This is a genomic window from Streptomyces sp. NPDC005496, from assembly GCF_042872045.1.
Lineage (GTDB): Bacteria > Actinomycetota > Actinomycetes > Streptomycetales > Streptomycetaceae > Streptomyces.
On the sequence record NZ_JBIAJQ010000013.1, the window covers coordinates 10,843 to 34,857 of the forward strand.

At 73.3% G+C, this 24,015-nt stretch carries 20 protein-coding genes and 1 pseudogene; 7 read left to right on the plus strand and 14 right to left on the minus strand.

The features are described 5' to 3' along the window. Nucleotides 1-6 precede the first annotated feature (6 nt). The 4 genes from ACFYQQ_RS32835 to argC are packed head-to-tail and all read right to left on the minus strand — an operon-like array spanning nucleotide 7 to nucleotide 4,284. Nucleotides 7-1,206 carry an acetylornithine transaminase gene (locus ACFYQQ_RS32835; RefSeq protein WP_356175344.1) on the minus strand — a complete coding sequence of 400 codons (1,200 nt, stop codon included), beginning with the start codon at nucleotides 1,204-1,206 and terminating at the stop codon, nucleotides 7-9. Beyond that, nucleotides 1,203-2,111 carry an acetylglutamate kinase gene (gene argB / locus ACFYQQ_RS32840; RefSeq protein WP_355788741.1) on the minus strand — a complete coding sequence of 303 codons (909 nt, stop codon included), beginning with the start codon at nucleotides 2,109-2,111 and terminating at the stop codon, nucleotides 1,203-1,205. The genes ACFYQQ_RS32835 and argB overlap by 4 nt, the downstream gene beginning before the upstream one ends. Further along, on the minus strand, nucleotides 2,108-3,259 hold the full coding sequence (gene argJ / locus ACFYQQ_RS32845) for a bifunctional glutamate N-acetyltransferase/amino-acid acetyltransferase ArgJ (RefSeq protein ID WP_356175341.1): 1,152 nt from the start codon (nucleotides 3,257-3,259) through the stop codon (nucleotides 2,108-2,110). The genes argB and argJ overlap by 4 nt, the downstream gene beginning before the upstream one ends. Next, nucleotides 3,256-4,284, minus strand: a complete 1,029-nt coding sequence (gene argC / locus ACFYQQ_RS32850) for an N-acetyl-gamma-glutamyl-phosphate reductase (protein ID WP_355788735.1) — start codon at nucleotides 4,282-4,284, stop codon at nucleotides 3,256-3,258. The genes argJ and argC overlap by 4 nt, the downstream gene beginning before the upstream one ends. Before the next feature lie 234 nt (nucleotides 4,285-4,518). Here argC and ACFYQQ_RS32855 point away from each other — a divergent pair. After that, nucleotides 4,519-5,951: pseudogene (locus tag ACFYQQ_RS32855) on the plus strand (hypothetical protein). A gap of 128 nt (nucleotides 5,952-6,079) precedes the next feature. Here ACFYQQ_RS32855 and ACFYQQ_RS32860 read toward each other — a convergent pair. Beyond that, entirely contained in the window at nucleotides 6,080-6,817 is a 738-nt protein-coding gene (locus tag ACFYQQ_RS32860) for a hypothetical protein (RefSeq protein WP_355786730.1), read from the minus strand. 471 nt (nucleotides 6,818-7,288) lie between these two features. Continuing rightward, nucleotides 7,289-8,173: a sigma-70 family RNA polymerase sigma factor gene (locus ACFYQQ_RS32865; RefSeq protein ID WP_356175333.1), complete on the minus strand. Its 885-nt coding sequence runs from the start codon at nucleotides 8,171-8,173 to the stop codon at nucleotides 7,289-7,291. Nucleotides 8,174-8,277: 104 nt separating this feature from the next. Between ACFYQQ_RS32865 and ACFYQQ_RS32870 the strand changes: the two genes are divergently transcribed. Continuing rightward, nucleotides 8,278-9,042 carry an NAD(P)H-binding protein gene (locus tag ACFYQQ_RS32870; protein ID WP_355789243.1) on the plus strand — a complete coding sequence of 255 codons (765 nt, stop codon included), beginning with the start codon at nucleotides 8,278-8,280 and terminating at the stop codon, nucleotides 9,040-9,042. A gap of 363 nt (nucleotides 9,043-9,405) precedes the next feature. Next, complete coding sequence (locus ACFYQQ_RS32875; protein ID WP_355789246.1) at nucleotides 9,406-9,885, plus strand: DUF6314 family protein; 480 nt, start codon at nucleotides 9,406-9,408, stop codon at nucleotides 9,883-9,885. A 48-nt stretch (nucleotides 9,886-9,933) separates the two neighbouring features. On the opposite strand, the gene ACFYQQ_RS32880 is transcribed toward ACFYQQ_RS32875, so the two are convergent. Together ACFYQQ_RS32880 and ACFYQQ_RS32885 are read right to left on the minus strand one after the other, a co-directional pair. Continuing rightward, nucleotides 9,934-10,518: a histidine phosphatase family protein gene (locus ACFYQQ_RS32880; protein WP_355789248.1), complete on the minus strand. Its 585-nt coding sequence runs from the start codon at nucleotides 10,516-10,518 to the stop codon at nucleotides 9,934-9,936. 145 nt (nucleotides 10,519-10,663) lie between these two features. Beyond that, nucleotides 10,664-12,097, minus strand: a complete 1,434-nt coding sequence (locus ACFYQQ_RS32885; protein WP_355789251.1) for a PLP-dependent aminotransferase family protein — start codon at nucleotides 12,095-12,097, stop codon at nucleotides 10,664-10,666. Here ACFYQQ_RS32885 and ACFYQQ_RS32890 point away from each other — a divergent pair. Both ACFYQQ_RS32890 and ACFYQQ_RS32895 read left to right on the plus strand, forming a co-directional pair. Beyond that, nucleotides 12,096-13,097 carry a DMT family transporter gene (locus tag ACFYQQ_RS32890; RefSeq protein ID WP_356244473.1) on the plus strand — a complete coding sequence of 334 codons (1,002 nt, stop codon included), beginning with the start codon at nucleotides 12,096-12,098 and terminating at the stop codon, nucleotides 13,095-13,097. The genes ACFYQQ_RS32885 and ACFYQQ_RS32890 overlap by 2 nt on opposite strands. Nucleotides 13,098-13,187: 90 nt before the next feature. Then, nucleotides 13,188-13,382 carry a DUF1918 domain-containing protein gene (locus ACFYQQ_RS32895; RefSeq protein WP_356175321.1) on the plus strand — a complete coding sequence of 65 codons (195 nt, stop codon included), beginning with the start codon at nucleotides 13,188-13,190 and terminating at the stop codon, nucleotides 13,380-13,382. A gap of 229 nt (nucleotides 13,383-13,611) precedes the next feature. Here ACFYQQ_RS32895 and ACFYQQ_RS32900 read toward each other — a convergent pair whose 3' ends face one another. Continuing rightward, on the minus strand, nucleotides 13,612-14,871 hold the full coding sequence (locus ACFYQQ_RS32900) for a family 10 glycosylhydrolase (protein WP_355785232.1): 1,260 nt from the start codon (nucleotides 14,869-14,871) through the stop codon (nucleotides 13,612-13,614). 147 nt (nucleotides 14,872-15,018) lie between these two features. Between ACFYQQ_RS32900 and ACFYQQ_RS32905 the strand changes: the two genes are divergently transcribed. Together ACFYQQ_RS32905 and ACFYQQ_RS32910 are read left to right on the plus strand one after the other, a co-directional pair. Further along, the gene (locus tag ACFYQQ_RS32905; protein ID WP_355785238.1) at nucleotides 15,019-15,900 is read left to right on the plus strand and encodes a 3-hydroxybutyryl-CoA dehydrogenase; all 882 of its coding nucleotides are present in this window, start codon (nucleotides 15,019-15,021) and stop codon (nucleotides 15,898-15,900) included. A 323-nt stretch (nucleotides 15,901-16,223) separates the two neighbouring features. Beyond that, complete coding sequence (locus tag ACFYQQ_RS32910; protein WP_355785241.1) at nucleotides 16,224-16,481, plus strand: hypothetical protein; 258 nt, start codon at nucleotides 16,224-16,226, stop codon at nucleotides 16,479-16,481. A 33-nt stretch (nucleotides 16,482-16,514) separates the two neighbouring features. On the opposite strand, the gene ACFYQQ_RS32915 is transcribed toward ACFYQQ_RS32910, so the two are convergent. The 5 genes from ACFYQQ_RS32915 to pheS all read right to left on the minus strand — a co-directional run bounded on the left by ACFYQQ_RS32915 (nucleotide 16,515) and on the right by pheS (nucleotide 23,883). Further along, nucleotides 16,515-17,060: an NUDIX hydrolase gene (locus ACFYQQ_RS32915; protein WP_355785243.1), complete on the minus strand. Its 546-nt coding sequence runs from the start codon at nucleotides 17,058-17,060 to the stop codon at nucleotides 16,515-16,517. Between the two features lie 196 nt (nucleotides 17,061-17,256). After that, the gene (locus ACFYQQ_RS32920) at nucleotides 17,257-18,597 is read right to left on the minus strand and encodes a transcriptional regulator (protein ID WP_355785246.1); all 1,341 of its coding nucleotides are present in this window, start codon (nucleotides 18,595-18,597) and stop codon (nucleotides 17,257-17,259) included. 248 nt (nucleotides 18,598-18,845) lie between these two features. After that, nucleotides 18,846-19,943 carry a PP2C family protein-serine/threonine phosphatase gene (locus tag ACFYQQ_RS32925; RefSeq protein ID WP_388906272.1) on the minus strand — a complete coding sequence of 366 codons (1,098 nt, stop codon included), beginning with the start codon at nucleotides 19,941-19,943 and terminating at the stop codon, nucleotides 18,846-18,848. Between the two features lie 308 nt (nucleotides 19,944-20,251). Then, the gene (pheT, locus tag ACFYQQ_RS32930; RefSeq protein WP_356175310.1) at nucleotides 20,252-22,756 is read right to left on the minus strand and encodes a phenylalanine--tRNA ligase subunit beta; all 2,505 of its coding nucleotides are present in this window, start codon (nucleotides 22,754-22,756) and stop codon (nucleotides 20,252-20,254) included. Continuing rightward, entirely contained in the window at nucleotides 22,756-23,883 is a 1,128-nt protein-coding gene (gene pheS, locus ACFYQQ_RS32935; RefSeq protein ID WP_356175307.1) for a phenylalanine--tRNA ligase subunit alpha, read from the minus strand. The genes pheT and pheS overlap by 1 nt, the downstream gene beginning before the upstream one ends. Nucleotides 23,884-24,015: the final 132 nt, after the last annotated feature.

Consider the following 24,015-nt stretch of genomic DNA (forward strand, 5'->3'; position numbering starts at 1 on the left):
GTCGTCTCATTCTCCGGATCGTCCGTCCCCGTCGAGGGCGTCGAGGACACCGGGCAGGGCCCGGAGGAACGCGTCCACGTCGTCCTCGCCGAGGTTCAGCGGGGGCATCAGCCGTACGACATCGGGGGCGGGCGCGTTCACCAGGAGGCCGGCGTCCTGAGCCGCCTGCTGCGCCTGGGACGCGAGCGGCTCGGTGAGCACGATACCCAGCAGCAGGCCGGCGCCCCGGACGTGGTCGATCAACGGGTGCCCGAGGGACTCGATTCCGTCCCGGAGCCTCTCGCCCGCGCGCTTGACGTTCTCCAGCAGTCCCTCGGACTCGATGGTGTCGAGCACGGCGAGTCCGGCGGCGCACACGACGGGGTTGCCGCCGAAGGTCGTGCCGTGCTGACCGGGCTTCAGCAGCTCGGCCGCGCGGCCGAAGGCGACGGTCGCGCCGAGCGGCAGTCCGCCGCCGAGGCCCTTCGCGAGGGTGACGACGTCCGGCAGGACGCCCTCGTGGGCCTGGTAGGCGAACCAGGAGCCGGTGCGGCCGATGCCGGTCTGCACCTCGTCGAGGACCAGCAGGCTGCCGGTGGCGGCGGTGATGGCGCGGGCGGCCTTCAGATAGCCGGGGGGCGGCACGACGACGCCGTTCTCGCCCTGGATCGGCTCGATGATCACGAGCGCGGTGTCCTCGGTGACCGCTTCGGCCAGGGCCTGCGCGTCACCGTACGGCACGTGGGTGACGTCGCCGGGGAGCGGCAGGAACGGTTCCCGCTTGCCGGGCTGGCCGGTGAGGGCGAGCGCGCCCATGGTCCGGCCGTGGAAGCCGCCGTCCGTCGCGACCATGTGCGGACGCCCGGTCAGCCGGCCGATCTTGAAGGCGCCCTCGTTGGCCTCGGCGCCCGAGTTGCAGAAGTAGACGCGGCCCTCCCGCCCGAAGAGCTGGAGCAGCCGTTCGGCGAGCGCGACGGGCGGCTCGGCGACGAAGAGGTTGGAGACGTGGCCGAGGGCGGCGATCTGGGTGCTCACGGCCTCGACGACCGCCGGGTGGGCGTGCCCGAGCGCGTTGACCGCGATCCCGCCGACGAAGTCGAGGTACTGGTTGCCGTCGGCGTCCCACAGCTTGGTGCCCGCCCCGCGGACGAGGGGCAGGCGCGGGGTGCCGTAGTTGTCCATGAGCGCGCCCTGCCAGCGCTGTGTCAGGTCCTCGTTGGCGGTCATACGGCGTCCCCCTCTTCCTCGTCCGGCACGACCATCGTGCCGATCCCCTCGTCGGTGAAGATCTCCAGCAGGATCGAGTGCTGGACCCGGCCGTCGATGACCCGGGCGGTGTTGACGCCGTTGCGTACGGCGTGCAGGCAGCCCTCCATCTTCGGCACCATGCCGCTGGCCAGCTCCGGGAGGAGTTTCTCCAGCTGGCTCGCGGTGAGCCGGCTGATCACCTCGTCGGAGTCCGGCCAGTCCTCGTAGAGGCCCTCGACGTCGGTCAGGACCATCAGGGTCTCGGCACCAAGAGCCGCAGCGAGTGCCGCAGCCGCCGTATCAGCATTGACGTTGTAGACATGTCCGTCGTCCTGGGAGCGGGCGATCGAGGAGACGACCGGGATCCGGCCGTCGGCGAGCAGTGCCTCGATCGCGCCCGTGTCGATCTCGGTGATCTCGCCGACCCGGCCGATGTCGACGGACTCACCGTCGATGCGCGGCCGGTGTCTGGTGGCGGTGATGGTGTGGGCGTCCTCGCCGGTCATCCCGACGGCGAACGGCCCGTGCTGGTTGAGCAGTCCGACCAGTTCGCGCTGCACCTGCCCGGCCAGCACCATGCGGACGACGTCCATCGCGTCCTCGGTGGTGACGCGCAGGCCCGCCTTGAACTCGCTGACGATGCCGTGCCGGTCGAGGGCGGCGCTGATCTGCGGTCCGCCGCCGTGCACGACGACGGGCTTGAGGCCGGCGTGCCGCAGGAACACCACGTCCTGGGCGAAGGCGGCCTTCAGCTCGTCGTCGATCATGGCGTTGCCGCCGAACTTGATGACGACGGTCCGGCCGTGGTGCCGGGTGAGCCAGGGCAGCGCCTCGATGAGGATCTGCGCCTTGGGCAGGGCGGTGTGCTTCCGCGTGGTGCTCATGAGGAGTACGCGCTGTTCTCGTGGACGTAGTCGGCGGTGAGGTCGTTGGTCCAGATGGTGGCGGTCGCGTCGCCCGCGGCGAGGTCGGCGACGACGTGCACCTCGCGGTAGCGCATGTCGACCAGTTCGCGGTCCTCGCCCACGCCGCCGTTCTTGCAGACCCACACGCCGTTGATGGCGACGTTCAGACGGTCCGGTTCGAAGGCGGCCCGGGTGGTGCCGATGGCGGACAGGACGCGGCCCCAGTTGGGGTCCTCGCCGTGGATGGCGCACTTGAGGAGGTTGTTGCGGGCGATGGAGCGGCCCACCTCGACGGCGTCCTCCTCGCTCGCCGCGTTCACGACCTCGACCTTGATGTCCTTGCTGGCGCCCTCGGCGTCCCGGATCAGCTGCTGGCCGAGGTCGTCGCAGACCGCCCGTACGGCTTCCGCGAACTCCTCGTAGGCGGGCGTGACTTGGGCGGCGCCGGACGCGAGCAGCAGCACGGTGTCGTTGGTGGACATGCAGCCGTCGGAGTCGACCCGGTCGAAGGTGACCCGGGTGGCGTCGCGGAGCGCCCGGTCCAGGGTCGCGGTGTCCACGTCGGCGTCCGTGGTCAGGACGACGAGCATGGTGGCGAGGCCGGGGGCGAGCATGCCGGCGCCCTTGGCCATGCCGCCGACGGTCCAGCCGTCGCCCTGGCGCACCGAGGTCTTGTGGACGGTGTCGGTCGTCTTGATGGCGATGGCGGCCTTCTCGCCGCCGTGCTCGGAGAGTTGGGCCGCGGCCAGCTCGACTCCCGGGAGGAGCTTGTCCATCGGCAGCAGCACGCCGATCAGACCGGTCGAGGCCACGGCGACCTCGCCCGCGTTCACGTCGAGCGTCTCGGCGACCTTCTCGGCGGTGGCGTGCGTGTCCTGGAAGCCCTGCGGTCCCGTACAGGCGTTGGCACCGCCGGAGTTGAGGACGACCGCGGAGACGAGTCCGCCCTTGAGGACCTGCTCGGACCAGAGGACCGGCGCGGCCTTCACGCGGTTGGAGGTGAAGACGCCCGCGGCGGCGAGGCGGGGCCCGTTGTTGACCACGAGGGCCAGGTCGGGGTTGCCGTTCTCCTTGATCCCGGCGGCGATGCCCGACGCCGTGAACCCTTGTGCTGCCGTGACGCTCACGGTGCGACTCCGATCGTGGAAAGACCCGTGTCCTCGGGAAGCCCGAGGGCGAGGTTCATGCTCTGGACGGCACCGCCCGCGGTGCCCTTGGTCAGGTTGTCGATGGCGCTGATCACGATGATCCGGTGCGCTGCGGCGTCGAACGCGACCTGGATCTGAACGGCGTTGGAACCGTGGACGGACGCCGTGGCGGGCCACTGCCCCTCGGGCAGCAGGTGCACGAACGGCTCGTCCGCGAACGCCTTCTCGTACGCGGCCCGTACGGACTCGGCGGTGACGCCGGGCAGGGCCTTGGCGCTGCACGTGGCGAGGATGCCGCGCGGCATCGGCGCGAGGGTCGGCGTGAAGGAGACCGAGACGGGCGAGCCCGCGGCCGCGCTCAGGTTCTGGATCATCTCGGGGGTGTGCCGGTGGCCGCCGCCGACGCCGTACGGCGACATGGAGCCCATGACCTCGCTGCCCAGCAGGTGCGCCTTGGGCGTCTTGCCGGCGCCGGAGGTGCCCGAGGCGGCGACGATCACGGCCTCGGTCTCGGCGAGCCCGGCCACGTACGCGGGGAAGAGCGCCAGTGAGACGGCCGTCGGGTAGCAGCCGGGCACCGCGATGCGCTTGGACCCCTCCAGCGCGGCGCGGGCACCCGGCAGTTCGGGGAGGCCGTACGGCCAGGTCCCGGCGTGCGCGGAGCCGTAGAAACGCTCCCAGTCCGCGGCGTCCTTGAGCCGGAAGTCGGCGCCCATGTCCACGACGAGGACGTCGGGACCGAGCCGCTCGGCGACGGCGGCGGACTGCCCGTGCGGCAGCGCGAGGAAGACGACGTCGTGGCCGGCGAGGACCTCGGGGGTGGTCTCCTGGAGGACGCGGTCGGCGAGGGGCAGCAGGTGCGGCTGCAGTGCGCCCAGGCGCTGGCCCGCGTTGGAGTTGCCGGTCAGAGCGCCGATCTCGATCCCGGGGTGGACCAGGAGCAGACGCAGCAGTTCCCCGCCCGCGTATCCGCTCGCTCCCGCCACTGCCGCACGTACCGCCATGAAACCCTCCTCTTGGATGGCATGACTATACGTTTCGCTGCACGTTTATGCAATCCGTTCCGGTGCACGCCGGCCGCGAGACGCACCGGGGCGCGGGAGCCGCCCGCCGGTTCCGCCAGCTCCCGTGGCACTGGGCGCCCGGTGGATTCCGTCGGCGATCACGCGCCGTATCTCGCACGCCTGCACGAGCCCGGCACCCTACGATCACCCGGGAGGGCAGCCGAAGGGGTGGAAATGCCGGAAGACGTGGGTGACGAAGACGGAGCGGCGGCGGCGGCGGTGCGGTTGTCGCACGGTGTGCCGCTCGGGGACGCGCTCGCCGTCGCGGACCCCGGCGCCTGGCTCGCGCTGGACGCGGGAGTGCGCGCGCTGCCCCGTCACCGGTTGCGGCACCTGTCCTGGTGGAACCGCTCCGCGTCGCAGCTCTCCGGCCGGCCCGGGCTCGACGAGTCCCGGCTGGCTCTCGCCCTCTGCCACTGGGACGGGCGGGTCCGTCAGGAGGCGGTGCACCAGGCGGCCGGGTACCCCGCGGTCTGCTGCCCCTGGTCGTGATCCGCTGCGCCGACTGGGCGGCCCCGGTCCGCGAGGCCGCCCGGCGGCTGCTGCGCGAGGCGCTGGACCTGGACGCGGCCCTCGCCCTCGCGCCGCTCGTCCTCCGTGTCGGCCGCCGCGACAGGGGTGCCTTCGGCGTCGACGTCCTCGGCGAGGCCCTGCGCCGGGCACCCCTGGATCGCCTCGAACCGCTCTTCGCCGACCACGACCGGGCCGTGCGGAGGTTCGCCTACGGGCCGGCCGTGGAGGGCCGGCTGATCGGCCCCGCCGAGCTGGCCCGCGTGGCGGCCGAGGACGAGGACACCGTGGTCCAGGATCTGTGCGCCTCGGCGGCGCTCACGGCCGTGGGGGACGAGGACGTGTACGAGGAGGTGCTGCTCCCCCTCTTGTCCGCGCGCAACCCGCGTACCCGCTCGGCCGGGGTCACCGCGCTGCGGCGGGCGGGGCGTCCGGCTGAGGCGGAGGCGTTCCTGGCTGACCGGTCGGCGCTGGTGCGTGCGTGCGCCCGCTACGTCGTACGGCAGCACGGAGGTGACCCGGCCGCCTGGTACCGGAAGCGGTGCGCGGCGCCGGAGGGTCTCGGTCCGCCGCCCGGTGCGGTCAGCGGGCTCGCCGAGTGCGGGGAGGGCGCGGACGCCGGCCTGCTGTGGCCGCTGCTCGCGCACCCGGCGGACGGGGTGCGGGCGCGGGCGGTGGCGGGGCTGCGGGCGCTGGACCGGGTGGACACGCACCGCTTGCGCCCGCTCCTCGACGACCCGGCCCCCGGGGTCGTCCGCGAGACGGCCGTCGCTTTGCTGCCCTACGTGGCGGAAATCCCCGCCGACCTGCTGCTGGAACGCACCGGTTCCGCATGGCCTCGGCACGTCCGCATCGGTGCGCTGCGACTGCTCGACGCGCTGGGCGGCCTCGCGGCGCTGCGGGCGGCGGTCGGTCTGCTGGAGGATCCGGACGAGACGGTACGCACCCGGGCCGGGCGGTCCGTACAGGGCTGGCGGCCGTCCGCGCACCTCCGGTTCCGTGACCCGGAGGTGGGCGAACTCCTGCAAAGAAGCCGCCACTTGATGAGCGAGGCCGCGCTCCGCCGCCGCAAGTGGGAGGCCGGGGTTGGCAGTTGAGTACGGCCACCGGGCGCACCAGGGCCGTCAGCCTCATCACCGGGTGACGCGGGAGACCGGCGGGGACGCGACCGCCGACGGCGCCTGCGGGGACCGAGACCTCTGAAGTCCCGTTCCGTCAAGGCCTGTCAGGCAGGGGCCGGGGGTTCCGCGCCGGGTCCCGCGTGCAGCCAGACCCGGAGGGGGCCGACGGGTTCGAAGCCGTGGCGGAGGGCGGCCGTGAGGTCGTCGCCGTGCTCGTAGCCGACCACCGGCAGGCCGGGATGCAGCCGGTGCAGCGCCTCCAGGACGAACGGCCAGGCCGCGTCCGGGCCGCCCTCCTCGGCGAAGACGTTGGAGACACCGACCACCTGCTCACTCCGGCCGGCCACCGCGCCGGCGGTCACCCGGCCGTCCGGTGAGACCCCGGCCAGCACGTGGACGGCGGGGTCGTCGAGGAGTCCGGGACGGAACACGTCCGCATGCCCGTCGCCGTCGTCCCAGGCCAGCGCCCAGGCGCGCAGGGTGGCCGGGTCGCGGACCACGTGCCACACGGGGCCCGCGACGGGCTCTGCCGGGGCCGTCGCCGGGCGGTGGATCCACTGCGCCTCGAACAGCACCCGGAAGCCCGCGGCGCCGAGGTCGAGGTCGGCGAAGGAGTCCTTGACGGAGGCGCCGGGCGCCGTGGTGTCGATCCGGGCCGTGAGCGCCTCCGGGTCGGCGCCCGGCACCAGGGTCACGGCATCCGGGTAGTACGGCGGCGTACGGGACGGTGAGGCCCACGCCTGTGCGGTGAACTCGCCCGCCAGGCCGTGCGCCCGGCTCATGGCCGCGCACCACTCGGCGTTGTTGCGGGCGGCGGACTCGGCGAGCAGCGGTTTCGGCATCGTCACAAGGGCGGATCCTCGCCCGTTCCGGCCGGACCCGTCCAAGGGTTTTCGGGGACGCCCGGGGTCCCGGGCTTGCCGGTTCACTGGCCGGGGCGACTGGCGGACGGCTTGCGGGTTCACTGTCCGGGGCCCTCGGCGTACGGGACCGGCCAGTTCAATGGCGGCGACGCTCGGCTTGCGGGGCTTGCGTGTTCACTGTCCAGGACACCCGGCGAACGGGACCGGCCGATTCTCTGGCCGGCGCCCTCGGCGTGCGGGACCGTCCGACCCTCTGGTCGGGACACCCGGCTTACGCGGCTTGCCAGTTCACTGTCCGGGCCCCGCGTGCGTCCCGGTGGCGTCCGAGATCACGGGCGCCCGGTGACCAGCCGCGTACGCCACGCCTCATGGCGGCCCCGTGCCCCGAACGCCGGGATCGTACGGCCCACGGTCCCGGCCCGCCGTCGGTGGCGGGCCGGGGCCGTGGGGTCAGGCGTCCAGGACGGCCAGGTCGACCTCGCGGAGGCGGTCCGGTTCCGCGATCACCTCGATCTCGGTGATCCCGCCGTCGGTGACCGTGAAGGCGAGCACGAGGCGAAGCCGTCCGAGCGGAGCCATCGCGAGGCCGACGCGTCCGCCGACCAGCGCCGGCTCGGTGGCCAGGGCGCGCTCCATGGCGGCCATCGCGCCCTTGGCCACGACCTGCGCGCCGCTGACGACGATCGGCTCCGGGCTGGGGATGACGGCCTTGTCGGCCCGGAGCACCACATCGGGGTGGAGCAGGCTGACCAGCGCGTCGAAGTCGCCGCCCCGGGTGGCGGCGAGGAACGCCCCGACCACTTCGCGCTGACGGGCGAGATCGGCCGCGGGAACCGTGCCGCCGCCCCTGACCCGGCGGCGCGCACGGCTGGCGAGCTGCCGCGTCGCGGCCGGCGAACGCTCGATCATCGGGGCGATCTCGTCGAAGGGCACGGAGAACATGTCGTGCAGCACGAAGGCGAGACGCTCGGCGGGCGCCAGTGTGTCGAGCACCACCAGCATCGCGAGCCCCACCGAGTCGGCCAGTTCCGCCTCCCGCACGGGGTCGCCCCCGGACTCCGGCTGGACGACCGGGTGCGCCACCTGCCCGTCGAGGGGGTCCTCGCGGCGGTGTTCACGCGACCGCAGCATGTTCAGGCAGACCCGGGCCACCACCGTGGTGAGCCATCCGCCGAAGTTCTCGACCTTCGTGACATCGGCGCGGCCGGCCCGCAGCCAGGCCTCCTGGAGGGCGTCGTCGGCCTCGCTGAGCGAGCCGAGCATCCGGTACGCCACCGACCGCAGATGGGAGCGCCGCTCCTCGAAGCGCTCCGTCAGCGATTCGTGTCCGTCCACCGTGTCACATTCCTTCGTCGCCGGGTGTCAGAGCAGTAGATCCGCACAGCGCAGTCGAAAGTACCGGGAGAACGGCTCCCGGACCGAACAGTTCAGGAGTTGCCATGACGACCTCCCCGATCCTGGTCACCGGCGGTACGGGCAACCTGGGGCGCCACGTCGTCCCGATGCTGAGGGCGGCCGGCCGCGAGGTACGGGTGCTGAACCGCAGCGGCGGCGCGTCCGGCGACGGCGTCGAGTACGTCGCCGTCGACCTGCTCACCGGCGAGGGCCTCGACGCGGCGCTCGCCGGGGTGGAGACCGTGCTGCACCTGGCGGGCGGCAACAAGGGCGACGACAAGGTGGCCCGGAACCTGGTGGGGGCCGCGCGGCGCGCCGGAGTGAAGCACCTCGTCCACATCTCGGTCATCGGGGCGGACACCGTGCCCCTGGGCTGGTTCAGGACCCAGCGGGCGGCCGAGACGGCGATCATGGACTCGGGTGTGCCGTGGACGATGCTGCGGGCGGCCCAGTTCCACGACCTCGTCCTCATGATGGCGGAGAAGATGGCGCGCATGCCGGTCGTGCCGGTGCCCGGCGGGCTGCGGTTGCAGCCCGTGGACTCGCGCGAGGTGGCGGCCCGGCTGGCGGAGCTGACGCTCGATCAGCCAGCCGGTCTGGTGCCCGACTTGGCGGGTCCGAAGGTGTACCCGCTCGGCGACCTGCTGCGCGGCTATCTTGGCGCGCGCGGCAAGCGCCGCCCGCTGATGCCGGTGCGGATGCCCGGGAAGGCGGGCCGGGCCTACCGCGCGGGCGAGAACCTCGCGCTGCGGGGCAACGACGTGGGCGAGCGGACCTGGGAGGCCTTCCTCGCCGAGCGAGTGGGCTGACACCGCGGGACCGGGCTCCGCGACGGGAACGCGAGCCACCTCGCCCCGGGACTGACGCGGACGCGCGCCTCTCCGGGCGGCACATACGCAGTCACCTCACCCCGGCCCGGGACCGACGGGAACGCACTCCACCCCGGCCCGCCGCCGTCTGGCGGCCGGCCGGCGCCCTGCCACCCGACGGCACCCGGAGGGCCACGCCGACTTCCACAGCTACCACGTCCCGCCGAGTGGTTCGATGGCACGGACGTCGACCAGCACTTCGAACGGCAAGATAGGGAGGGGGCGGAAGCGCGGTAACAGGGGTTCACCCCCTCGCGCCGTGCCGCCGGTACGCGGGTCGGATGTGACGGAGAGCGGGACGGGATGGGCGAGTTCAGGCCGGTGGCCGACGTGCTGGCGTTTCTGGCCGGAAGCTGGCGGGTGGAGCGCCGGGTGGTGGACCTCGCGGCGGGCACCGAGGGACGGTTCACGGGCACGACGGTCTTCTCGCCCCTGGAGGACGGCGGGGACGGTCTCCTGCACCACGAGTCCGGCACCTTCGTGTGGCAGGGCACGCCCCGGCCCGCGGAGCGGACGCTGTGGTTCCTGCCCGGGGGCCGGGCGGGCACCGCGGACGTACGGTTCTCCGACGGACGCCCCTTCCACGACCTCGACCTGTCCACGGGCCGCCATGTCGCCGTCCATCCCTGCGCGGCGGATCACTACCGGGGCGAGTTCACGGTCGACGACGCCGGTCGCTGGCGCACGGTGTGGCGGGTGGGCGGCCCCGCCAAGGACCTCGTCCTGACCACCGACTACGTCCGGCCGGACCAGGACACCCTCGGCCAGGGCCACGGTCACTGACCCCGGGCTGCCGCGACCGGAGCTACGACACGTACGGCCGGCAGGGCTTCAGACGCGTTGCAGTCCGGACTCAAGACGCAGGTTCCATCGTCCGTTGTGCCCGGTCAGGGTGACCGTCGACAGGGGGCGGACGTCGATGTTCCAGTACGTCGCCGGCTGGGCCTTCAGGGCGTAGACGAGCGCGGCCCGCACCACCGAGGGTTCGGCGACTGCGACGATGCGGCTGCCGTCGTCGGCGGGCCGGGTGTCGAGCCAGCCGCCCACCCGGGAGATGAAGGACATCAGGGACTCGCCGCCGTGCGGGGCGGAGCGCGGATCGGCGAGCCAGGAGTCGACTGCCTCGGGTTCGCGCGCCATCGCCTCGCCCAGGGTGAAGCCGCGCCAGCGCCCCATGTCGCAGTCCCGCAGCGCGAGCTGCACCAGCGGCGCGTAGCCGAGCGCGTCGCCGGTCGCCCTGCTGCGCGGGGTGGGCGAGCAGTAGCGCAGCTCCGCCGCGGCGAGCGGCACCAGCTCGTGCGCGGCACGCTGCACCTCGTCCCAGCCGGCCTGGTCCAGCGGCCGGTCGTCCTCGAAACGCTCGGCGAGCAGCGAGGAGCTGCGCGCGGCAGCGACGAAGGTGACCCGAAGATGCATGCGGCGATGGTGAAGTGCGAAAGTCCGCAGGTCAATAGGTGTAACTGAGGGTACTGACGAGAACACGCCACTCTCCCGGGGGCGGTCGGGGCGCCCTCGTGGAGCCACCTCGGCGCCCGGCACGGGTCCGCCGGCCGGAGGGGACCTACAGCACTTCGTCGCAGGCCGCCCGCAGCCGTCGTACGCCCTCGGCGATCTCGCCCGTGCCCGCGACGGCCGCGAAGCTCAACCGGACGTGTCCGGCGGGCGGTTCGGCGCTGAAGTAGGGACGACCGGGCGTCACGGCCACGCCCGCACGGAGGGCGCCCGCGACGAGCGCGGCCTCGTCCGCGCCGTCGGGCAGGCGCAGCCAGAGCTGGTAGCCGCCCAACGGGATGTGCGGCAGGGCGAGTTCGGGCAGGTGCAGGCGCAGCGCTGACGTCATGGTGTCCCGGCGGGTCTTCAACTCGGCGGAAACGGACCGCAGATGGCGGGGCCAGGCCGGGGAGCCCACGAGTTCCAGTGCCGCCTCCTGGAGGGGCCGCGGCACGAAGAAGGTGTCGACGACCTGAATCGCGCGCAGTCGCTCCAGGACCGGGCCGCGGGCGGCGAGCGCGCTCACCCGGAAGCTCGGCGAGGTCGCCTTGGTCAGCGAGCAGACGTGCACCACGACCCCGTCGGTGTCGTCGGCGGCGAGCGGCCGCGGCAGCGGTCCCGCGTCCTCGTGGACCAGCCGCCGCACGAAGTCGTCCTCGACGACGAACGCCCCCGCCGCGCGGGCGATGCGCAGCACCTCACCGCGGCGCTCGGGTGCGAGCACGGCGCCGGTCGGGTTCTGGAAGAGCGGCTGGCAGACGAAGACCCGGGCGCCGGTCGCCCGGAACGCGTCGGCCAGCAGCGCGGGCTGCACCCCGTCCCGGTCCACCGGCACCGGCACGGGTCGCAGGCCGGCGGCGCGGGCGATGGCGAGCATGCCCGGATACGTGGGCGATTCGACGAGGACAGGGGCGCCGGGCGGCGCGAGCGCGCGCAGGGCGGTGGTGAGGCCCGACTGGCCACCCGCGGTGATCAGGACCTCCGCCGCGGAGACGGCTCCGCCGATGCCCCGGGCGAACCACTCCCGCAGCTCGGTGAGGCCCTCGACGGGCGGTCGCGCCCATGCGCCGGGCCGCCGTCCCGCCCGTGACAGGGCCGCGCCCATGGCCCGCTCGGGCTGCAACGAGGGGTGGAGGTAGCCGCCGTTGAACTCGATCACGCCGGGCGGCGGCGCGGCCAGCGACACCAGCACGCCGGAGGCGTCCACGGTGCGCGGGACGAGTTCGGTGGCGGCGTCGGCGCTGAGCGACACGGTCTGCCAGGCGGTGTCCCCGCCGGCGGCGGGGGCGGTGCGCGGCTGCGCCCGGAAGGCCCCGGCTCCCGGCCGCGTGACCACCAGTCCCTCGGCGGCCAGCTGCGCCAGCGCCCGCGAGACGGTCACGGGACTGACCCGGAACCGCTCCACCAGGGCCCGGCTCGACGGCAGCTTTCCACCGGGAGAGTAGCGGTCGAGCTCGCTCCGCAGCCTGCTCGCCAGATCACCCACACTGCTACGCTCTTGCATGACAGCACAGGATAGCGCTACTGCCCCGACATCGATAGCGGTCAGCACCCCCGGCGACACCGAGACCGGCACACTCGGCGCAGCTCGCGGCGCGGGCCCGGAGCACCGGAGCACCACACCCGGCCACGGCGACGCTCGCGCCGACGCCCGCACCGGCACCTTGCTGGCCGCCCTCGGCGTGACGGCGTTCTCGCTCACCTTCCCCGCCACGGCCTGGGGCCTGGAGGGGTTCGGCCCCTGGTCGCTGGTCGCCGTCCGCAGCGTCCTCGCGGCGCTGGTCGCGGGCGGCTGCCTGCTGGCGCTGCGGGTGCCGCCGCCCGGCCGCCGACACTGGGCGGGGCTCGCGGTCGTCGCCGGAGGCGTCGTGCTCGGGTTCCCGCTGCTGACGACGCTCGCGCTGGAGACGGCCACCACCTCGCACGCGGCCGTCGTGGTCGGACTGCTGCCGCTGACGACCGCGCTGCTCTCCGCGCTCCGCACCGGGGCGCGGCCCTCCCGCACCTTCTGGGCCGCCGCGCTCGCCGGGGCGGCCGCCGTGATCGCGTTCACCGTGCAGCAGAGCGGCGGCACCCTGACCGGCGCGGACGCGTACCTCTTCGGCGCGCTGCTGGTCTGCGCGGCCGGATACACCGAGGGGGGCCGGCTGGCCCGGCTGATGCCGGGCTGGCAGGTCATCGGCTGGGCGCTGGTCCTGTGCCTGCCGCTCTCCGTCCCCGGCGCCCTGGTCGCGCTGTCGTACGAACCCGTGCGGCTCACCGGGCACAGCGTGACCGGGCTGCTGTGGGTGGCGGCCGGTTCACAGTTCCTCGGGCTGGTCGTCTGGTACCGCGGCATGGCCGCCATCGGCGTCCCCAAGGCCAGCCAGTTGCAGCTGGCACAGCCGCTGCTCACACTGGTGTGGTCGGTGCTGCTCCTCGGCGAGCACCTCACACCGGCCGCGCCGCTGACGGCCGCGGCCGTCCTGGTCTGCATCGCGGTCACCCAGCGGACGCGGGGTTGACCGCCGCGCACGGGCCGGTCCAACCGGCCCCGACGGCCGTAGACTTGCGGCATGGACCGCTACTCCCGCACGTGACGAGGAGGCCCTCACATGCGTGCAACCGTGGGCGACCAGCTGGTGACGCACGGCAGGATCGTCGGCCAGCACGACAAGGTCGCAGAGATCACCGAGGTCATGGGTACGGAGGGCACCCCTCCCTACCGGGTGCGCTTCCAGGACGGGCACGAGGCAGTGATGTCCCCGGGACCCGACTCCGAGATCCGGCACAAGGACTCCATGAACTGACCGGCGGCGCGGCGCCGCGCCGGTCCGCTGCCGGCGCCTTCGGCGCCGGGCCGATCCGGTCCTGCGCCGGGCTCTCGACGTAGGTGCCGTTCCCGTCTGCGTCGCTTCCGCCGGCGCCGGACCGGCCGCTCCCGCGGCGCCGCCCGCATCGACCGTCACCGCGCCCGGGAGGCCCGGGCCCGGCCGCCGTCATGCCGGGATCCGCGGTCCCCCCACCCGCCGGACCTCCCTACCCCGGCGGCTCCGCCGGGCGCCCGTAGTGGTCGGCGACCACCCGGGCCATCGCGCCGATCCGGTCCACCGCCACCTCCTTCGCCGAGAAGAAGACGTGCCCGCGCACCTGCGGAAGCCCGGCGGCGAAGGCGAGGTGCCGGGACAGCTCGGCCGGGTCCTGCCAGGCGGCGGGCTGCGCCGGGTCACCGGCCTTGTAGAGCGCCTCCCCCATGTACAGCCGCACGCCGCTGCCCCTGACGACCTCCGCCCACCAGGGCACGAGCTTCGCGTAGTCGGCGGCGGCGAAGCCGATGTTCCAGTACACCTGCGGGCAGATGTAGTCGATCCAGCGCCTGCGCACCCAGCCGCGGGTGTCCGCGTACAGGTCGTCGTACGTCTGCACCCCGGCGCGGGTGTCCGAGCCGAGCGGGTCGGTCGCCGCGTTGCGCCAGACGGCGAAGGGGCTGATCCCGAACCGGGTCCCGGGCCGGACCCGCCGGATGCCGGCGGCCGTCTCCCGCACGAGCAGGTCGATGTTGTGGCGCCGCCAGGCCGCCCGGTCCGGGAAGCCCGCGCCGTGGGCCGCGTACGCCGCGTCGTCGTCGAAGACCTGGCCCGCGACCGGATAGGGGTAGAAGTAGTCGTCCCAGTGCACGGCGTCGACCGGGTACCGGCGCACCGCGTCGAGCATCGCGTCCTGCACGAACGCCCGGACCTCCGGCAGCCCGGGGTTGTAGTGGAGCCGGCCGCCGTACGGCACGACCCAGTCGGGGTGCAGCCGGGCCGGATGCGAGGCGACGAGCCGCGACGGGTCGGTGTGGTTGGCGATCCGGTACGGGTTGAACCAGGCGTGCAGTTCGAGCCCGCGCGCGTGCGCCTCGGCGACCGCCGTACCGAGCGGGTCCCAGCCGGGGTCCCGGCCCTGGACGCCGGTGAGGTACTGCGACCACGGCTCGTACGTCGAGGGCCACAACGCGTCGGCGGTCGGGCGCACTTGGAGGATCACGGCGTTGAGGCGGCGGCTCACCGCCGTGTCGAGGTGGGTGAGGAGTTCGGCGCGCTGCTCGGCGGCGGTGAGGCCGGCCCGGGAGGGCCAGTCGCGGTTGGCGACCGTCGCCAGCCACATGCCGCGCATCTCGCACGCGGCCCGCGCCTCCGCGCCGGGACCGGCGGTGTCCCGCGCGCGGGGGACGGCTCCGGCGTCCCCGGCCGCCGGCAGACCCGCCAGTGTTGCCCACGCGGCCACCGCGAACGCCCGGCGTGACACCCGTCCCATCCGTCCACCCCCATACGCTGCGGATCCGCTCGGTCACGGATCGTCCCGGCGCCCAGCATGCCCGACCCGGACGATCGATCACCGGGACTTCCGGAGTAACGTGCTCGATCGGAGCAGGCACCGAACAACGGGGGTCCTGCGGGCCCGATGATCAGCGAAAGGGACGATGTGACCGACATCGAACGCGTCGGAGTGGTGGGCTGCGGCCAGATGGGGGCGGGCATCGCCGAGGTGTGCGCCCGTGCCGGCCTTGACGTCAAGGTCGCCGAGACCACCGGCGAGGCGTTGGAGATTGGCCGTACCCGCCTTTTCAACTCCCTCTCCAAGGCGGCCGACCGCGGAAAGATCTCCGCGGAGGAGCTGCAGGCGACCCAGGACCGGCTCACCTTCACCACCGACCTCGGCGAGTTCGCCGACCGTGACCTCGTGATCGAGGCCGTCGTCGAGAACGAGCAGGTCAAGACCGAGATCTTCCAGATCCTCGACCAGGTGGTGACCCGGCAGGACGCGATCCTCGCCTCCAACACCTCCTCGATCCCGCTGGTGAAGCTGGCGGTCGCCACCTCGCGTCCCGACCAGGTCATCGGCATCCACTTCTTCAACCCGGCTCCGGTGCAGCAGCTCGTCGAGCTGATCCCGGCGCTGACCACCTCCGAGGGGACGCTCAGCCGGGCGCAGGCGCTCGTCGAGAAGGCCCTCGGCAAGCACGCGATCCGCGCCCAGGACCGCTCGGGCTTCGTGGTCAACGCGCTGCTGATCCCGTACCTGCTGTCGGCGATCCGGATGTTCGAGTCGGGCATCGCGAGCCGCGAGGACATCGACAACGGCATGGAGCTGGGCTGCGCCCACCCGATGGGCCCGCTGAAGCTGTCCGACCTGATCGGCCTGGACACGGTGGCCTCGGTCGCGTACTCGATGTACGAGGAGTACAAGGAGCCGCTGTACGCCGCTCCCCCGCTGCTCCAGCGCATGGTCGACGCGGGCCGCCTCGGCCGCAAGACGGGCTCCGGGTTCTACACGTACTCCTGAGTCCGGCACCCGGACCTCGGCCGCCGTCGCCTGCGGCCCGTCCGCCGGCCGGACGGCGAGCGCCCGAACCGGCCACGTACGTCCCCGTATTCGGTCACGGCGGCCTGATGACTGCGGCCGTCGACCGCTTTCGGCCACGCTCCGTGACATAGGGGCGTCCGCGGGCCCGGCTCTCTTCCGAGGGCCGGGCCCGTTCCATTCACACACCGTGTGCGCGCCGGGCCCGCATATGCCCCTCGCACACGCTCCCCACGCACCCACCAGGCGAGTTGACTTTCCGTGCACATGTAAGGGATGTGATGACTACGGAAAGGAGCGGTTCTGTGACCGTCGACCCCGAGCATCCCGTGGTCCAAGGGGAACTCGCAGAGTTACGGCGCCGTCTCGACGTGGCACACGCGCGCGTCGAGGGAGGGCTGGCTCTGCTCAGCCACCGCGTCGAACAGACCGCCAAGGAGCTCGACGACCTGAGCGCACGGGTCGTCGCTCTGGAACACACCCGCTGGCCCTTGCCCGCGGTGGCGGCCGTCACGGCCGTGGGCGCCCTCGTCGTGGCGATCTGGCAGGCTCTCGGGCACTAGCCGTCCAGGGCCCGTCCAGGACGCCGGGGGCGATCAGGGCAAGGCGTCCTGCCCGAGCCTGAGGTGGTGCAGGAGAAGCAGCGCGGCTGCCATGTTGGCGGCCGGGACCTCGCCGCGGGCGACCATGTCCGGGACGAGTTTCAAGGGAACCCATTCCCGGCGGTCCGACTCGAAGTCGTCCACGGGATGCCCGATGTACGTGCCTTCGTCCGCCCAGTAGATGTGGTGCCTGGCGTCGGTGAGCCCGTTGCAGGGCTCGACGGTCATCAGCGGGCGCAGGGGTCCCGGCCGCCAGCCGGTCTCCTCCTCCAGTTCGCGGGCCGCCGCGACGGCGATGTCCTCGCCGTCCTCGACGACCCCCGCCGCCAGTTCCCATCCCCAGCTGTCGGTGATGAACCGGTGCCGCCACAGCAGCAGGACCTCGTTGGCCTCGTTCACCACCGTGGCCACCGCCACCGGCCGCAGCCGTATCAGGAAGTGATCGAGATGCCGGCCGTCCGGCAGCTCGACATCTGCGAGATTGACGCTGAACCAGCGGTTTGCATACACAGTTTGTTCGTTTCGTTTCGTCCACTGCACGGTTCTGCCACCTTCCGCCGAGTAGATGGCAATATCGCAGCAGGAGCGTCGTGGTAGCAGGCTCACGGCGGTCCGCTCGCAGCGCAGCGGCAGGCGCGGTGGTGCGCACGGGGACGGACGCACGGCCGCCCCGGCTCGGTGGGGTGCTCCCCGGTGATCTCTCCCGCGGACGCGAAGACGGGTCCGCCCGGGTCCTCTACAGCGGTACGCGCAGCGCCCCGTCGATGAGCTCGGCGGCTTCGGACGTACCCGCGCAACCGCTGGTCACCAGGTGTTCGCGTACCGCCCTCAGTCTGTCGCGCAGTCGCTGCGACTCCATCCCCCGCGCCTGCTCCGCCATCTGGACGGCGGTCGCGACCGCCTTGTCCGCGTTCCCCTGGCGCAGCTCGATCTGGCTGAGCATGGCGAGGCGGTGCACCCGGCCCCGGTCGTGCGCCGGTGTGTCCACCGCCGCCGCCGCGTGCTCGGCCGCCGCCACCAGGTCCCCGAGGCTGAGCAGCGCCTCCGCCACCTGTACGTTCACCAGGCCCGGCTGGACATAGCCGGTCTCGTCCGGCTCGTAGCCCCGCCGGATGCGCTCGGCCGCCTGCTCGGCACGCCGGATGCAGGACAACGCGCTGCTGCCGTCGCCGAGATGGGCGTACGCCTTGGCCTGCATCGCGTAGAGGTCGGAGGCGAGGGCCGGGGTGATGTGCCGGCCCGCGGCACGCAGCGCGGCCTCGGCGAAGGCGACGGACTGCCGGTACTCCCGCATGAACAGCGACTGGTTGACGAGCAGCGCTATGACGTAGGCCCCAAGCCCCCTGTCCCCGCTGGCCTTCGCCAGGCGCAGTGCCTGGTGGAAGTAGCGCTGGGCCAGTCCGTGCGCGTCGGAGTCGTAGGCGCAGATGCCCGCGATGGCGACCAACCCGCCGGTGGCGCGGTGGAGTTGGCGGCCGGTCTCGTCGGTGTAGCTGCCGCGCAGCAGGGGCGCGGTCTCGGAGTTGAGGAAGCCGACGATCCGGGTGCGCGTCGCGATCCCGCCCGCCTTGCGGTACATCTGCTCGTAGTGCGCGCGGGCCGCCCGGAGCATCTCGATGTCGGCCATCTTGACGCGATGGCGGCCGCCCCGGGAGACGTCGACGTCCTCGGGCGGGTTCTCCCACTCCCACACGGGCATCACGGCGGGCGTGCCGGTGACGGCCGGGGCGCCGAGGATGTGCGGACGCTGCTGCTCGTCGGAGCGCCACAGTGCCGTGGCCCGCTCGACGAAACCGGAGAGCGAGGTGCCGTGCGGCACGGAGGGCTCACCCGGTACGCCGAGGCCGATGTCGTCGAGGGTGACCGGCCGGTGCAGGCGCCCCGCGAGTACCTCGCAGATCAGGTCCGGTACCTGGCCGCGCGGGCGCTGCCCCTTCAACCACCGCGCCACAGCGGTGTGTTCGTAGCGCAGGGCGAGGCCGCGCGCCCGGCCCGCCTGGTTCACGTGCGCGGCCAGTCCCGCGTGCGAGATCCCCGCCTCGTCGAGGATCGCGTCGAGCAGGGTGTTGGGCTGCATGGAGGCCCTCCGGTGGCTCGGTGCCGACAGCGTAGTGCGGTCGGCTTCACACGGGGTGTGAAGGGAATGCCCGAATCCGCGGAGTACACGCGCTGTCGCGGAGCGTTTCGGGCCGGTTGACTGAAATGCCTCGCAAGAGGCCGGTCGGGCCGCCGGCTCCCCCTCGTACAGTGCGGCGGCCCGGCTCCCGCGCCGTCCGCCCGGCCGCCTGCCCGACACTCCGTGGCGGGGCGGACGGCGCGCCGACCTCACACGACGGGGTGCGCGCGCTGCCCCACGCGCTCGCCGTGCGGCTGGACGGGCCGGCGGGCGTTGCGGAGCACGAGCAGGGCGACGTCGTCGGCGGGGGTGCCGCCGGTGTGGCGCAGCAGCCGGGAGAAGACGGTGCTGAGGACGGTTTGGGGTGAGAGGGGGTGCGTACGGAGGGATTCGGTGAGCGCGGCGGACAGCGAGAAGAACCGGCCACGGGTGTCCCGCGCGTCCTCGACCCCGTCCGTGTGCAGGACGAGCGCCTCCCCGGGCAGGAGACGGCCGTGCCGGACCGGCGCCAGATCGGCGGGGAGCGGGAACGGGCCGAGCGGTGGCAGGGGTTCACCGCACGAGAGCGGCTCGACACGGGCGGGCCCGCCGACCGGCCCCGAGTCGCCGCGCAGGAGATACGGCCAGGGATGACCGCAGTTGAGGACGCTCATCTCGCCGTCGCAGCCGATCTCCAGGAGCAGCACGGTGACGAACTCCTCGGCGACCGGGTTGTCCGGTTCCGCGCCGACGGCGGGGTGTTCGGCCCGCGCCCGCTCCCGCAGGTGCCGGGCCAGGGCGCGGTCGAGCCGGGTCAGCACCCGGGCGAGGTCCGGTTCGTCGTACGCGGCCTCGCGGAAGCTGCCGAGGACGGCGGCGACGGTGGCGATGGCGGCGAGGCCGTGCCCGCGGACGTCGCCGATCACGGCCCGCACCCCGTACTCGGTGGCGACCACCTCGTACAGGTCTCCGCCGACCACGGCGCCGCGGTCGGCGGAGAGCTGCGCCACGGCGATGTCGAGGCCGCCGATCCGCGGTGGCAGCGGACGCAGCAGGACGCTCTGCGCGGCCCCGGCCACCTTGCGGATCTGCCGGAGTTCCCGCAGCAGCGTCTGCCGGACGTGGACGATGAGCCCGGTGCCGACCGCGAAGAACACGGCGCTGGTGACGATGCGGGCACCGAGCCCGTTCTGCTGGGCCAGCGGGCAGGCCAGTTTGTACGTGATGGCGCCGGCGCCCCACAGGGTCGGAAGCCCCAGCGACAGGGCGCGGCGGAGGGGCTGCCGGTCGGCCCGGCGCACCGCGCGGGCGAGCCGCCTCCGTAACACTCCCCCGTGGCCGCCGGACTGGACGGCCGCCCCGGCAGACGGCCGGAAACGCCTGCGAGGCCACACCCTGCGGACAGCCCCAGCCTTGGTACGGATCATGCCGACGGCCCCCCATCAGGCCCTGACTGCGCAGAATGGCCCGCGACGTCCGCCGACGCCTCCTGGGCCGGTCCGATTCTGTCGACCGCATGCCCCGAACGGACCAGATCGCCCGGAGTTGTCACCCGAACGAGTGAGGGGCACATCCGGCAATCCGGACGTGCCCCTCATTCGTCACCTCAGGGGTCACCTCAGGCGACCCGGGACGCTCACGCCCCGCGCAGCACCGCCCCGGTGCGGTCCGCCGCCAGGGCGACGGCCGCGTCACGGGCCGCGGAGGCCTCGTCGACGGTCAGGGTGCGGTCGGCGGCCCGGAAGCGCAGCGCGTAGGCCAGGGACTTCTTGCCCTCGCCGAGCTGCTCGCTCTCGTAGACGTCGAACAGCCGGATGGACTCGAGGAGTTCACCGGCGCCGTCACGCAGCGCTGCCTCCACGTCCGCGTGCGGGACGAACTTGTCGACGACCAGCGCGACGTCCTGGGTGGCGACCGGGAACGCCGAGATGTGCGGGCCCTTCGGCAGGCCCGCGCTCGCCTGCTCCAGCGCGTCCAGGTCGAGCTCCGCCGCGCAGGTGCGCGCGGGCAGCCCCAGCGCCTTGACGACCCGGGGGTGCAACTCACCGGCGTGGCCGATGACGCGCTCGGCGCCGTCGATCACCACGGCGAGCTCGGCGCAGCGGCCCGGGTGCCACGGCCCGTACTGACCGGTGCGCACGAGCAGTTCGGTGCCCGACTCCCGTGCCAGCGTGCGCGCCGCCTCGATCGCGTCGGCCCAGTCGGCCGGCCGGCCCTTGCCCCACCAGCCGGCCTGCTCGCGGGCGCCCGCGAGGACGACGGCGGCGTGCCGGGGCTGGACGGGGAGCGCGGCGGTCAGCGACGCGATCTCCTCGTCGGTGGGACGGCGGTCGACGGGCAGCCGGACCGCGATGCGCTGCTCCTCGCGCGGCTGGAAGACCAGGCCGGTCTCGAACAGCGCGAGGTCGTGGCTGCCCCGGCCGTCGTTGCGGCGCAGGGCCGCGAGCAGGCCCGGCAGCAGCGTCGTACGGAGGGCGGGCTCCTCGTCGGAGAGCGGGTTGGCCAGCTTGACGACCCGGCGCTTAGGGTCGTCGGCCTCCAGTCCGAGCTGGTCGAAGACGTGCTCGCCGAGGAACGGGTAGTTCAGCGCCTCGACGTAGCCGGCGCCGGCCAGCGCGCGGCCGAACCGGCGGTGCAGCCGCTGCCGGTCGGTCAGGCCCCGGCCCGCGGGGGGCTTGGGCAGGGTGGAGGGCAGGTTCTCGTAGCCCTCCAGCCGGATGACCTCTTCGGCCAGGTCGTTCGGGTCCGTGAGGTCGGGCCGCCACGAGGGCACGGTGACGATCAGCTCGTCCTGCCCGTACACGTCGCAGCCGACCTCCTGGAGGCGGCGTACGACGGTCTCGCGGCCGTACTCGACACCCGCGACCCGGTCCGGGTGGTTCGCCGGGAGGGTGATGGTGTGCGGCGCGGAGGGCGCGACGACCTGGGTGACCCCGGCGTCGGCGGTGCCGCCGGCGAGGAGGACCAGCAGGTCGACGGTGCGCTGGGCGGCGGCCGCGGCGGCCTCCGGGTCGACCCCGCGCTCGAAGCGCCGGGACGCCTCGGACGCCAGCTTGTGCCGGCGCGCGGTGCGGGCGATCGAGATCGCGTCGAAGTGCGCGGCCTCGACGACGACCTCGGTGGTGGTGCCCTCGGTGTCGTCGATCTCGGTGTCGGCACCGCCCATGACACCCGCGAGGCCGATCGGCCCGCGGTCGTCGGTGATGACGAGGTCACCGGAGTCGAGCGTGCGCTGCACGCCGTCGAGCGTGGTGAGCTTCTCGCCCTGCTCGGCCCGGCGCACGCCGATCGCGCCCTGGACACGGGAGCGGTCGTACGCGTGCAGGGGCTGGCCGAGCTCCAGCATCACGTAGTTGGTGATGTCGACGGCGAGCGAGATCGGGCGCATGCCGGCCTTCTGCAGACGGCGCTGCAGCCAGATCGGGGAGCGCGCCTCGGGGTCGAGGCCGGTGACGGTGCGGGCGGTGAAGCGGTCGCAGCCCTGCGGGTCCGAGACGCGCACCGGGTGGCCGAAGGCGTTCGGGGCCGGCACGTCGAGCAGCGCCGGGTCGCGCAGCGGCAGGCCGTACGCGATGGCGGCCTCGCGGGCCACTCCGCGCATCGACAGGCAGTAGCCGCGGTCGGGCGTGACGGCGATGTCGAGGACCTCGTCGACGAGTTCGAGCAGCTCGACGGCGTCGGTACCGGGCTCGTACTCCGGCGGCAGCACGATGATGCCGTGCGAACCGTCGTCGCCCATGCCCAGCTCGTCGCCCGAGCAGATCATGCCGTGCGAGGTGCGGCCGTAGGTCTTGCGCGCGGCGATCGCGAAGTCGCCGGGCAGGACGGCGCCGGGCAGCACCACGACGACCTTGTCGCCGACGGAGAAGTTACGGGCGCCGCAGACGATCTCCTGGGGCTCACCGGTGCCGTTGGCCTGGCCGACGTCGACGGTGCAGAAGCGGATGGGCTTCTTGAAGCCCTCCAGCTCCTCGATGGTCAGCACCTGGCCGACGACGAGGGGGCCCTTGAGGTCGGCGCCGAGCCGCTCGACCCTCTCGACCTCCAGGCCGGCGGCGACGAGCTTGGCCTGCACGTCGCGGCCGGTCTCGGTGGCCGGCAGGTCGACGTACTCCCGCAGCCAGGAAAGCGGGACCCGCATCAGATCTCCATCCCGAACGGCCGGGTGAACCGGACGTCACCCTCGACCATGTCTCGCATGTCTTCGACGTTGTGGCGGAACATCAGCATCCGCTCGATGCCGAACCCGAAGGCGAATCCGCTGTACTTCTCCGGGTCCACGCCGCAGGCGACGAGGACGCGCGGGTTGACCATGCCGCAGCCGCCGAGCTCGATCCAGCCCTCGCTGGAGCAGGTGCGGCAGGGCCGGTCGGGGTTGCCGACGGACGCGCCCCGGCAGACGTAGCAGAGCATGTCCATCTCGGCGGACGGCTCGGTGAAGGGGAAGTAGTTCGGGCGCAGCCGGGTCTTCATGTCGGCGCCGAAGAGCGACTGGACCATGTGGTCCAGGGTCCCCTTGAGGTCGGCCATGGTCAGGCCCTCGTCCACGGCCAGCAGCTCGATCTGGTGGAAGACCGGGGTGTGCGTGGCGTCCAGCTCGTCCGTGCGGTACACGCGGCCGGGGCACACGACGTAGACGGGGGGCTCACGGTCGAGCATGGCGCGGGCCTGCACCGGCGAGGTGTGCGTCCGCAGCACGACACCGGACTCGTCGCCCGAGCCGCCCGCGGGGCCCTGGACGAAGAAGGTGTCCTGCATCTGCCGGGCCGGGTGGTCGGGCGTGAAGTTCAGGGCGTCGAAGTTGAACCACTCCGCCTCGACCTCGGGGCCCTCCGCGATCTCGTATCCCATGGACACGAAGACGTCCGCGACCCGCTCCATGAACGTGGTCAGCGGGTGGCGCGCGCCCGCCGGTACGCGGTCGTACGGCAGCGTGACGTCCACCGCCTCCTCGACCAGGACCCGGGTGTCGCGCTCGGCCTCCAGCTCGGTCTGGCGGGCGGCGAGCGCCTTGCTCACGGCGCCGCGGGCCTGGCCGACGCGCTTGCCGGCCTCGGCCTTGGCGTGCGGGGGCAGAGCGCCGATCTCGCGGTTGGCGAGGGCCAGCGGCGAGGTGCCGCCGGTGTGGGCGACCTTGGCCTCCTGGAGCGCGTCGAGGTCGCCGGCGGCCGCGAAGGCGGCGAGCGCCTCGTCCCGCATGCGCTCGATCTCTTCCGGTTTCAAGGCCTCGACCTCTACAGGGTCGTACGACTTATTCGGTGCCGACATCTCTTCCCGTGCTTCCGGTTGGCTGGCGGATGGTCCCCGTCCCGACTCGGGGGACGCATCGTCCCTGAAACGGGGACGCAAAGGTGCCAAAGGCCGAGTCTAACGGGGGTGGGAGCCTCGCCCCGACTGGGC